This is a genomic window from Megamonas sp. (assembly GCF_986095205.1).
The window spans coordinates 17763-29219 of record NZ_CFQVBI010000070.1; the positions used below are offsets into that span (position 1 = coordinate 17763).

Below are 11457 nucleotides of genomic sequence, written 5' to 3' on the forward strand. Positions count from 1 at the left end.
TCATTAAATTTTATGGCACAATTAAAATTTTACAGAGGGTTAAAAGCCAATTACGTAGCTGAAACTACTCACAAGGATGGGATTTACTTTGCTACAGACACCAATGAAATCCTTATGAATGGTAAGGCTTACACAGGAGCTCTAGCTGCTGGTAAAGTCGTTACTAATGTAGCCTTGTCTTCTGATAAAAGCAAACTGGTCATTACTTACTCTGATACCACTACAACAGAGATTGAAGTAGGTAGCGGTAAGTATACATCAGCTATTGAAGACAAAGATTTAGCTATGCCTAATGCTGTCGGTGGTATCGCTAAAGGAACTAAGGTAAGTGCTCTGGAAGGACAGACATATGATTATATGTGGGATGAACTGCTGTTCCCTACTATTAATCCTACATTTACTGCTCCTACTGCAAGCATCTCATTTAAGAGTTATTCAACTCCTCAAGAAGTTGGAGCTACTGCACCTACTGCTGCTAACTTCAACACTAGTCTTAATAAGGGAGCTATTACCTTAAATGGAACAAAACAAGCAGACAGGTCTGGTAACTTAGATGCAGATAATTCATTTATCTTCGTAAATGGACAAGAGTCTAACACAACTCTGCCTACTACTGTAACGCTTGGTAATACTACTTATACTTATAAGGCAGCTTATTTGCAAGGACCTCAACCTAAAGATAACAAAGGAAACAATTATAGCACTCCACTTGCAGCTGGTTCGGTTAATTCTTCAGCTATCACACTTAATGGTACATATCCTTGGTATGCATCTACAAGTACAGCTTCTTCTGGTACGCCTGTGGTTAAACAAGCTCTTATTGCTTGGAATGCTTCTACTGGAGCTATGACTACTCCTAGATTTGAATTACAACCTTCTGGTACTCTTCCACAGGTATTCAAGCTGCCAAGAGCTGTCACTCAACTTCAAATGTTGAACACAGTATCAGGTAACATGGAAGTTATAGGACTTAGTGACTGGACTAAGACAGAAGAAAAGATTACTATTGGAACCACACCTGTAACTTATTCAGTTTACACTTACAATGGTTCTACTAGAGGTTCAGTAACTTTAATCGCTAAATTCTAATTTGACATATGGCAAGAAATAAAGGTACATTCCAATTTGCAGCCAACTTTGAGGTTAAACTTCAAGGTGCTTTAGACCCAAGAATCTTAGTAGATAATAAGTCTGAACTTATTAATAAAGAGACTTGGCCGTATGATGGCGATACTATCTACGTATATAATGGATTGTTAGTAGCCGTTGCTGCTGATAAGGCAATTTATATGCTAGTTGATAAAGATAAAATCCTAAAAGCAGACTACTCCGGATGGAAACAAATGGACGTTGCAGCTGCTCAAACTGTAGAGATTATTGATAATTTAAGTTCTAGTTCTACAACTGCTGCGCTGTCAGCTAATCAAGGTCGTGTATTAGGACAAAGAGTAACTACTCTTGAAGGCAAACTTAGTTCTGTATATTCATACAAAGGTTCCAAAGCTACTTACGCAGAATTGCCTAGTAATGCTGCTGCTGGAGATGTATGGAATGTAGAAGAAGCTCATGATAATCACCCTGCCGGAACTAACTGGGCATGGACTGGTACAGCATGGGATGCTCTTGGTGGAGCAATTGATTTGTCTTCTTATTATAATAAGACCCAAGCTGACGCTGCTATTAAAGCTGCTGTAGATGCAGAGAAGACTTTAAGAGAAACAGCTGATACTGCATTAGACGGTAAAATTACTACTAATACTCAAGCTATTGCTAAGATTAATGGTAGTGCTGATGCTGAAGGTTCTCTAGCTAATACTCTGAAACAGGCTAAAGATTATGCAGATACTAAAGTTAGTGATGTTAGTAATTTAGTAGCTAATAAAGTTGATAAGGTAGAAGGTAGTACTCTGATTCCAAAAACTAAACTTGCACTTATTGACACTAACGCTTCAGATATTGATGCTCTAGAAGTTAGAGTTGCTGCTAACGAGGCTAAACTTGTTGGAATCACCACTACTGTAGTTTCGACAATTAATACAGCTATCGATGCAGCTATGGCTTGGCACGAAGTAACTGAATAAAACACATAATATATTAAAATGGAGAAAATGTTTGTACACGTAACGAAGAAGTCCACATTTACCAGTGAACTACAAGAACAATACACCAATAGTATTGTTTTCATTAAAGATTCACAGGAGATTTATACTCATGGAACGTTCTACGCTATTCCTGATTCTTACAAAGGCAAAATTACTTCATTGGAGAGTGCTGTGGCAGCTTTAAAGGCTGCCAAGGCCTTCTCTAAAGTTTCTGACGGTACTAATGTTGCAGAGTCTCCTTCTCATGACGGAACTCTTAAATTCAACAAAGGCTCTAATGTAAATATCACTGTCGGAACAGATGGAGTAACAATTAGCGCTACAGATACTAAATACACACAAGGTTCTGGTATCTCTATTGAAGGTACTACAATTAATCACTCTAATTCAGTAACTGCTGGCACAGCTAAAGGTGATGATAGTAAGACATTAGCATTTGGTGGAACGTTTACTATTCCTAGCATTACTTATGATGCACAAGGACACGTTACAGCTAAAGGAACCACTACAATGACTATGCCAGCTGCTCCTTCATTTACTAACTGGCACGCTAAGAATGTTGTTGGCGCTTCTGCTACAGCTACAGCTAATGCAGCAACTACTAATGCTACTACATTCTTGAACTTAATTGAGGATGGTGCAGTAAGAAGCTCACATCAAATTACTGGTACTGGTAAAGTAACAGTTACAGCTGATGCTACTGGTAAAGTAACAATTAATGGTGCTGCAACCACGGCTGCTTCTGGTTCTGCTAATGGTACTATTGCAATTGACGGAACTGATGTTGCTGTTAAAGGATTAAGTTCTGCTGCATATACAGCATCATCTGCATATGCAACTGCTGCTCAAGGTACTAAGGCTGATAATGCTGTTCCAAATACTAGAACTGTAAACGGACATGCACTTAGTGCTAATGTTACTGTTACTAAAGCTGATGTAGGCTTAGGTAACGTAACAAATGAATCTAAGACTACAATGTTTACAAGCCCAGCGTTTACTGGAACTCCTACAGCTCCTACTGCTGCTGGTGGAACTAATACTACTCAAATTGCAACTACTGCATTTGTAATTAACGAGATTGGAAGTAAGATTTCTGCTGCTCAAGCACTTAGATTCAAAGGAACTATTGGCACAGACGGTGATGTAACTGAACTTCCAGCTAATCACACAGTTGGAGATACTTACGTAGTTAAGGCTGCTGGTAACTTTGCGGGCGAAGGCTGTGAAGCAGGTGACATGATTATCTGTGTTAAATCTGGAACGACTGCTGCAAATGGTGACTGGTCAGTTATTCAGAGAAACTTAGACGGTGCTGTTACTGGCAAATCCCTAACTGCTAATGCAGTAATTTTAGGTAACGGTGGTTCTACTGTTAAAGCTTTAGCTACTGGTACTGCTGGATATGTACTAAAAGCTACTGCTAGTGGTCCTGCATGGCAAGCAGAGAAAGACACAGTTTATACTCACCCTACTGGAGGTGCTCCTAGTAAAACTTCTGGATTCTATAAATTCAGTACAGATGCTACTAGTCACGTTGCTTCAGTAACTGCTGTTACTAAGGCTGATATTACTGCTTTGGGTATTCCAGGAGCTGATACTAATACTACTTATACATTTGCTAATGGTACAGCTGGTAGCTTTACTGTAACTCCTTCTGGAGGTTCTAAACAAACAGTTAGTATTGGTAAACCTGCTACTGCTGGTGCAGCTGATACTGCTGCTAAATGGGCTACTGCTCGTACTATCACAGTTAGTGGTGGTGTAACTGGAAGTGTTTCTCTAGATGGTTCTGCTAATGTTACGTTAGCTACTACTCTAGCCAATCTGCCTTCTAATAAGGTAACTGCAATGACTGGTTATACCAAACCGTCGGATACAGGTGCAATTGCTGCTGGTGATTCACTTAATGCTGCTATTGGTAAACTAGAAGCTGCATGGGATTGGGTTGAACTATAATATATGTACAAGAAGGAGGGAGTAGCATCCCTCCTTTATTTTATAATGATTAAAATTTAAGTGATATGGCAATTAATAAGAAATTAATTCACTTTAATAAGAAAGCTACTTTTAACTCACAGAAGTTATCAGCCAATGATTCTAATACTCAATATCAGGTAGGAGGTACTGGAACTGTTCAAACTGGAGCTCCTGACATTAACTATCAATCTATAGTTTATATTAAAGATTCTAAAGAAATTTGGACTCATGGACAATTCTATGCTACTGCTGTAACATGGAGTACTATTACAGGCAAGCCTAGTTTTGCTACTGTAGCTACATCGGGTAGTTATAATGACTTGAATAACAAGCCCACAATTCCTACTAAATTACCTACCCCAAACGCATTGACCTTTACTGGTGCAGTAACAGGCACATGGGACGGTAGTTCAGCTAAAACTGTAAACATACCTTCTGGTTCTTCATACACATTACCGTTAGCATCGAACAGTACCCGTGGAGGTATCAAGTTATCAAGTAGCACACAGGGAGGAACTCCTAACGGAATTACTACAACTTCAAGCAGAACATATGCTGTTCAGGTTAATAGTAATGAACAAGCAGTAGTAAATGTTCCTTGGACTGATACTAAATATACTCTTCCTACTGCTTCAGCATCTACTCTAGGTGGTGTAAAAGTAGGAAGTGGTTTGGCAATTAGTAATGGTGTTCTATCTGCTACAGGTGGTGGAGAAGCCGACTCAGTTGCATGGGGCAATGTGACAGGTAAACCATCATGGATTGGTTCTTCTAAACCTTCTTATAGCTGGTCAGAAATCACAAGCAAGCCTACCTTAGTTAAACAAGTAGAACCTGGAACTCCCAGTACGGATTGGCAATCAGCGTATGTTCCATTAGATGTTACATACAGTGATACGTCTACTTCTCATAAAATCATTTCTTTACCTATGGCTTCTCCAGCAAGCGGTAATAGTCAAGGTCGTGCAGGTTTAATAACTGGTGTTGATAAGAAGAAACTTGATGACTTTACAGATACAAAGAACACAGCAGGTGCAACAAATTCTACTGATAGACTATACCTAATTGGAGCTACATCACAAGGAGCTAATCCACAAACTTACAGTAAGAATGGTGTTTACATAGAAGATGATGGAATTCTTATGTCTTTGCAAGGATTTGAAGGTGGTGCAATTACATCAACAGCAGCTATCTATGCAGCTAATGGATTCTTTGATACATCTGATGCTAGAGTAAAAACTAACGTAGTAGAAATTGATGCAAGTAAAGCTGATGCTGTTAGACTAGTAGAGTTTGATAGAACAGACAAAAAACATCATGGCTATGGAGTAATTGCTCAAGAACTTGAGAAAGTGTATCCAGAAATGGTGAACACTGATAGTGAAGGATTTAAATCAGTTAACTATAACGAACTTGCTATGGTTAAAATTAAATATCTAGAGGATAAAGTTGCAAGACTTGAAGCTCTAGTTGGAAGATTACTCGCAGAGTGATTGTTATAATCGCATAATGTTTTCATTAAGAAGGTCGCCAATAGGCGGCCTTTCTTTGTTTGTACCTGATTACTAAAACCACCTATGCAATAAATTAATTGTTAACGAGTGAAATAATTTGGTAATGTCCAGAATTTAACGTAACTTTGCAACATCGAATTTGGAAGTATAGTATATTTATATATTATGCCCTCAACAGATATTGTATTATTTATCGTAAATTTATTTAATTATGGCAGAATTTCTAACAATGGACGAAGCTAAGTCAAAGTTCGGTACTAAAGGAAGAACAAACGCTGGACTTACACTTGGTATTATCGGTACTGCATTAGCAGCTTTCGCTGGAAACAACGGAGGATGTGGTTGTGGTAACGGTGGCGGAATCCTTGGAAACCTCTTTGGAGGTAACAACAACTGTTGCGCTATGCAGGCAGCTGAAAATGCTAAAACCTTAGCTATGGCTCAAGGACAGCAAGCTGATAACCTATCATGGGCGAACGGAGTACGTACAAGTTACTAAATTTGATGTTATTCACAATATCCAATACACTGATTGTAAAGGAAATGTAAGAGTGTCTACAGAGTCTACATCTACGATTATGGAGACTGCTGCAACTAGTGAAACTATTACCACTTTGACACCAACAGTAACTAAAGTTATAGATGTGATTATACCTAACGGAGTTAGTATTGTTAGTCAACAAGTACTTGATGAATTGCCTACTTCTCTTCCTGTTAAGGGACATTGTGCATATTCAGTATTTGATGTTAGAGTAACACCTGCTCCTGCACCAACAGCCGCAATTGCGTCAGTAGCTAAATCTAAATAACATGTTTGGACAACCATTCGGTAGTAACTACACGGATTTACAGAACCATTACATGCAACAATTACAAGCGATGCAACAAGCTCAACAAGCACAGCAGAAGACCCAACCTATTCTAGATGAAATAAACAGAGAGGTTGGGTCTCTGTCTTTAGATGAGCAGAAGGTTCTAGCACAGATGCCAGAATATCAAATGGCTAAGCAAACCTATGAAGCTGGCTTTATGTCATTCTTAGGCACTAAGTTTAGTCAAGAGTTCGTGTCATCAGCAGATGGTAAAGTAGCAGCTGATAATCTATTAGCTACTATTAGAAAGAGTAAAGAGCACATTCATGCTCAATTAAAAGCTAAAGAAGATAAGGTTAACACATTATTAGAACTTGTGGAACAGGACCCAGAGATTAAGAAGAGATTAGACGAAGTTATGTTAAGTAAAAGTAAGTAATGAGCGATAAAGAAATTGTATTTCAAACTATTAATAAGTATGCTAAAGACTTGGCGAGTAACCTATTTCATTTTAATAGCGTGGCAAGTCAAGCTGTTATCACATACGTAGTTAAGAATATGGAAGATAAATATGGTAAGTATTTAGACATATTCACAGATGTGCACGGCAATATTAATCTAGAGTTGCTTGCCAATGCAGTTAAAGCAGAGATGAAAGAGAAGTCTGCTGATGGGTTTGTAGTTAACATTCTTAACAAGCCAGTAAGGTTTGGAGAGGACGACGTTAATCAATTAGTAGAAATATTTAAGACATTTAAACAGAACAATTAATCCAAATTCGAGCCATGATTAATTTACGATTAGAGAGAACTTATAAAGGTGTGTCTTATACTATAGGGAAGCTGTACCTAAACGGTAAGTATTTCTGTGACACTCTTGAGGATACAGACAGAGGGCTGAAAGATACTATGCCTACAGAGGAAATTGAGAAGATTAAGGTGTATGGTAAAACCGCTATACCTACCGGCACATATAAGGTTGATATGAATACAGTCAGTCCTAAGTTTAAGGATAGGACTTGGGCTAAGCCATATAGTGGTAAATTACCTAGATTATTAGATGTTAAAGGTTACAGTGGAGTTCTTATTCACGTTGGTAATAAACCAGAAGATACATTGGGATGTCTTTTAGTTGGAGAGAATAAGGTTAAAGGGCAAGTTATTAATAGTACTGCTGCATTTAATAGACTTATGACTGAACTTAATAAGGACAAGAATATAGAAATAACTATTGAGTAATGAGCAACTTTGATAAATTATTTGGAAGAACTTATAGTACAGTAGGTAACTCTGATTCTGACTTTATTATTAAAACTAGAGGACAGGTTAAGGTACAATGGGGCAAGAAGTTCATTGACATTATAAAGGACGGTAAACTTAATGTTGATGCAGAGGTCATTAAGAAAGTATCTTCTCCTGACAGAATAAGTTCTGATGGTATTTATTATGTGGAGAGCACTAATGAAGTAATGCTCAAAATAGGAAATACTGTTATCAATTTATCTGATGATGGGTCAGGAACATTTGTATCGTTTTTATCTAAGCAAGACACTACAGAAGAGCAGAAGGCAGTAGCCTGTTCTAATATAGGATTCAGATATGAAACTGAGGAGGCTGCTACTTTAGCTGGAGTAAGGAATGGGGTGGTTTTTATTGATGAAACTGAACGTTTCTTTATTGTCAATGATGGAATATTTACTAAGTATCCGTCTGAAATAAGTATGCCTTATACAGGCCAATTTGTTATCCAGAAGTCTGATAGTTCTGTAGGGGCTATAATCATAAATGGAGAGGGAATTGGCAATGCTCTTGTATTAGGTACCACTTCTAATGGAGCTTCTTTATATAGAGAGAACGGTGCTACATATGTGAAAAACAGTGCAGGCAACATAATACTAAGAATAGGTAATTCAAACGTGGTAGTTGCAGGAACGTCTGAAACTATCTTCTCTACTGATATTACAACTAGCGGCTCTGTCATATCTGACTCTATCTCTTCAAATTCGTTTTCAGATAATTACGGATTTAAATTGTATATAGAGAACGGTAAATCTAAATTAGTAGTTGACAGCGTTATAGAACGTAGCCCTTCTGACAATTCTGTAGAAGTAACCTTTTCGGAGCTGTTGGAACTCATCAATAATGAAGACTTGATAGTAGGGGCTAAGTATGTAATAAAAGACTTTCAGAATGAGTGGGAACTAACTACTGAAGATGATACACAGGAGCCTTCCAATGAGGATGACACAAAAGATGATGAAGAATTAACTGATGAGAGTGAAAGTACTCCAGACCCTCCTGTTAACACACGACCTCTAGTAGTTACAGCAACCACTACTTCTACTTTAAATCCGATAGCATATTATAAAGACTTTCCCAGTTGGGAAATTGAATATGATGTGAATTACCAAGAAGTGTTTCAACTTCCTGGAATTGATGAGGATGGAGCATCTGTAATGGAAGATGTAATGGCTAAGGGGAGAATTACTAAATTAACAGATGAGAAGGGCAATTCCTGTAACTATGACTTTAAACATCTAAAATTTAAAATCACTGAAGACGGTGTAGATAAGTGGATTTATACATTTAGAAACGGAGAAGAGGATTTAAGTTTAACTGATACATGTAGGAATAATGTATTAACTGTTAATAATTACGAGATTAAATCTGAAACTGTGACTGTACGTGACAATGGTAATATTGTTACATTACAAGGAACTCTTTCTGATAATAACTTTGGAACTATTAATAGCAACTTTAACTTCTCCGGGACTGCTAATAAATTGAATGTGTCCGGAACATTAGAGAATGTAACATTTAAAGAAGATTCCACTATAGATGAGGTAGCTATTAGAAGTCTTACTAACGTAACATTTAATGAATCGTTCTCAAGGACTACATTCCATTCAGATATAAACGATGTTGACTTTGATACTACTGTATACGCTCTACTTTATGATAATGAAAAGGTAAAAGATGTATATTACAACAATAATACAGTCTCTGTTATTTGTATTCCTGATATGTCAACTGCAACATCTGGAATACCTGCGGGCACAATAGTAATGTATAACGGAACATCTGGAATACCTGCGGGCTGGGCTATATGCGATGGTACTGAAGGTACTCCTAACTTGACTGGCAACTTCATTAAAGCCAGTGAAACTGCTGGTGAAACAGGGGAATTTATACCTGCAAGCTCCGGTAGTTCAACTGAAACTCCTATTACATATTACTCATTAGTGTTTATTATGAAATTGGCTTAATGGAGATAGCAATATTTAGTGATAGATTACTAATTTACATTAAATTAAGAATAATTAGTCTTTAATTTTAAGGTATGGAAATTTATCACTAAATTTGCAAATAACTTTAAAAGGGAATAATATGGACATGAAATTAGAAGAATTAGGTTTTGACGATGAAGACCTGCTAGGTGAAAACGGTGTAGTGCAAACAGGAGACCTTGATGATGACATTAAACGTTGGATTGACAATGATACTCCAGTAGATTTGGATGAACCATTGGACAATCAAGAACCACCTAAAGAAGGTGACGGAGATACAGAACCTACAGAGGATGATTTAATCACAACTATGCTCAAAGCTAAAGGAATCAATCCAGAGGCTATTAAGTTCCAAAATGATAACGGAGAAGTAGAAGAAATTCCATTCTCTGAACTATCTAGGGAAGAGCAATTAGAGCTTTTAAACTATGATGATACAGATTATAATTATGGTTTAGAGCCAGAAGAGATTGACCTTATTAACGAGCTTAGAAGAAATAATTTAAGTGTAGATGACTACCTGGAATCTCATAGACGTCAAGCTATTCAGGATTACCTAGACCACCTAGAAGATGAACCAGAATATCAAGTAGATGGCATGACAGATGATGAACTATTTATTGCAGATTTAAAGGCAAATGTCCCAGAACTTACTGATGATGAAGCTTTAGAACAGTTAAATCTTGAGAAGCAAAACGAAGCTCTCTTTAATAAGAAGATGAGCGGAATGAGAGCTAGCTATCAGCAACGCGAAGAAGCAGCTATGCAGCAAGCTCAAGCAGAAGCAGAAGCTCAACAGAAAGAAATGTATGAAGCTTACGAAGACGAAATTTTACAAGCTATTCAAGATAACGAAACTATAGATTTGGGAGAGTCATCATTAACGCTATCAGAGGACGATATGAATGAAATTGCTTCCTTTATCTTAGATTCAGATGCTGCTGGAGTAAGATACTTAGCCAAAGCCATTAATGACCCACAAATGCTAGTGCAGATGTCGTGGTTTGCTCTTAAAGGACAAGAAGCTATACGTCAAATCTCCGAATATTATAAACATCAGATTACAGAGCAATCCAAAGCCAATTATAAGAAAGGTTATGAGGATGCTAAGGCTGGCAGAGCCTCTAATCCTGCTAAGACTGTAGTTAAAAGACCAGAGCAGCAAACTGGTCGTAAACCTAAAACAACATCTATTTACGATTTAGATTAAAATCCAAATAAATTATTATGATAGTAGCAAATTTCGTAACTAATCGCGCCACTATGGGCGACACTAGAACTTATGAAGACTTCTATAAGTTTCTAGGAACTAAACCAACTAGACTTGGTGTAGTATCAAGACTCTACCCAGAATTGACTGCTTCTTACCTAACAGAATCTTTGAGAAACATCTTCTACATGGATTCTAAATCAAATAACAAGTACAGAAGCATTGACTCAATGTACTTTGAATGGGAAGTTGAAACCAACTACATTAAGAGAGTTGAGTTTGCAGATGTACCAACTGAAACTGGAGAGAACGGAACTGAAATCGTAATGGCTTTCAAAGAGAACTATTACCAGAAGTACGACATCTTCAAGATTGACAAAACAATGCAGCAATGCTTTGTAACCCAGAGACCAGTTCGTAAAGCTGATAATTACTGGGAAGTAACTGTTAGACTTATTGACAACGACTACTCTAGTGTTCTTGACCTTAGCGGATGCCAAATTGGTGACACTACTCGTTTCCAATCTAACGCTATGCCAGAAGCACACGAAGAGGG

General features: G+C 37.5%; 12 protein-coding genes. All 12 read left to right on the top strand.

What is annotated here, in order from left to right; genetic code table 11:
- Window positions 1-12: 12 nt before the first annotated feature.
- Window positions 13-1089 carry a hypothetical protein gene (locus tag AC5LAX_RS10065; protein WP_493263841.1) on the top strand — a complete coding sequence of 359 codons (1077 nt, stop codon included), beginning with the start codon at window positions 13-15 and terminating at the stop codon, window positions 1087-1089.
- Between the two features lie 8 nt (window positions 1090-1097).
- On the top strand, window positions 1098-2081 hold the full coding sequence (locus AC5LAX_RS10070) for a hypothetical protein (RefSeq protein WP_493263842.1): 984 nt from the start codon (window positions 1098-1100) through the stop codon (window positions 2079-2081).
- Between the two features lie 27 nt (window positions 2082-2108).
- On the top strand, window positions 2109-4058 hold the full coding sequence (locus AC5LAX_RS10075; RefSeq protein WP_493263843.1) for a hypothetical protein: 1950 nt from the start codon (window positions 2109-2111) through the stop codon (window positions 4056-4058).
- Window positions 4059-4123: 65 nt separating this feature from the next.
- On the top strand, window positions 4124-5572 hold the full coding sequence (locus AC5LAX_RS10080) for a tail fiber domain-containing protein (protein ID WP_493263844.1): 1449 nt from the start codon (window positions 4124-4126) through the stop codon (window positions 5570-5572).
- Window positions 5573-5804: 232 nt separating this feature from the next.
- Window positions 5805-6092, top strand: a complete 288-nt coding sequence (locus tag AC5LAX_RS10085; protein WP_493263845.1) for a hypothetical protein — start codon at window positions 5805-5807, stop codon at window positions 6090-6092.
- Between the two features lie 52 nt (window positions 6093-6144).
- Window positions 6145-6402 carry a hypothetical protein gene (locus tag AC5LAX_RS10090; protein ID WP_493263846.1) on the top strand — a complete coding sequence of 86 codons (258 nt, stop codon included), beginning with the start codon at window positions 6145-6147 and terminating at the stop codon, window positions 6400-6402.
- A 175-nt stretch (window positions 6403-6577) separates the two neighbouring features.
- Window positions 6578-6844, top strand: coding sequence for a hypothetical protein (locus AC5LAX_RS10095; RefSeq protein ID WP_493263847.1), 267 nt, complete (start codon window positions 6578-6580; stop codon window positions 6842-6844).
- A complete protein-coding gene (locus AC5LAX_RS10100) occupies window positions 6844-7176 on the top strand; it encodes a hypothetical protein (RefSeq protein ID WP_493263848.1) in 333 nt (110 codons plus the stop codon). The genes AC5LAX_RS10095 and AC5LAX_RS10100 overlap by 1 nt, the downstream gene beginning before the upstream one ends.
- A 14-nt stretch (window positions 7177-7190) precedes the next feature.
- Window positions 7191-7643, top strand: coding sequence for a DUF5675 family protein (locus AC5LAX_RS10105; RefSeq protein WP_493263849.1), 453 nt, complete (start codon window positions 7191-7193; stop codon window positions 7641-7643).
- Complete coding sequence (locus tag AC5LAX_RS10110; RefSeq protein WP_493263850.1) at window positions 7643-9670, top strand: hypothetical protein; 2028 nt, start codon at window positions 7643-7645, stop codon at window positions 9668-9670. Before AC5LAX_RS10105 ends, AC5LAX_RS10110 begins: the two co-directional genes overlap by 1 nt.
- Before the next feature lie 121 nt (window positions 9671-9791).
- Window positions 9792-10901, top strand: coding sequence for a hypothetical protein (locus tag AC5LAX_RS10115; protein WP_493263851.1), 1110 nt, complete (start codon window positions 9792-9794; stop codon window positions 10899-10901).
- A 53-nt stretch (window positions 10902-10954) separates the two neighbouring features.
- On the top strand, window positions 10955-11457 hold a 503-nt coding region (locus AC5LAX_RS10120; RefSeq protein ID WP_493263852.1), incomplete at its 3' end, for a hypothetical protein.

Coding starts and splice junctions, on each gene's coding strand:
- AC5LAX_RS10065 (WP_493263841.1), top strand. CDS start 13: ATGGCACAATTAAAATTTTACAGAGGGTTAAAAGCCAATTACGTAGCT.
- AC5LAX_RS10070 (WP_493263842.1), top strand. CDS start 1,098: ATGGCAAGAAATAAAGGTACATTCCAATTTGCAGCCAACTTTGAGGTT.
- AC5LAX_RS10075 (WP_493263843.1), top strand. CDS start 2,109: ATGTTTGTACACGTAACGAAGAAGTCCACATTTACCAGTGAACTACAA.
- AC5LAX_RS10080 (WP_493263844.1), top strand. CDS start 4,124: ATGGCAATTAATAAGAAATTAATTCACTTTAATAAGAAAGCTACTTTT.
- AC5LAX_RS10085 (WP_493263845.1), top strand. CDS start 5,805: ATGGCAGAATTTCTAACAATGGACGAAGCTAAGTCAAAGTTCGGTACT.
- AC5LAX_RS10095 (WP_493263847.1), top strand. CDS start 6,578: ATGCCAGAATATCAAATGGCTAAGCAAACCTATGAAGCTGGCTTTATG.
- AC5LAX_RS10100 (WP_493263848.1), top strand. CDS start 6,844: ATGAGCGATAAAGAAATTGTATTTCAAACTATTAATAAGTATGCTAAA.
- AC5LAX_RS10105 (WP_493263849.1), top strand. CDS start 7,191: ATGATTAATTTACGATTAGAGAGAACTTATAAAGGTGTGTCTTATACT.
- AC5LAX_RS10110 (WP_493263850.1), top strand. CDS start 7,643: ATGAGCAACTTTGATAAATTATTTGGAAGAACTTATAGTACAGTAGGT.
- AC5LAX_RS10115 (WP_493263851.1), top strand. CDS start 9,792: ATGGACATGAAATTAGAAGAATTAGGTTTTGACGATGAAGACCTGCTA.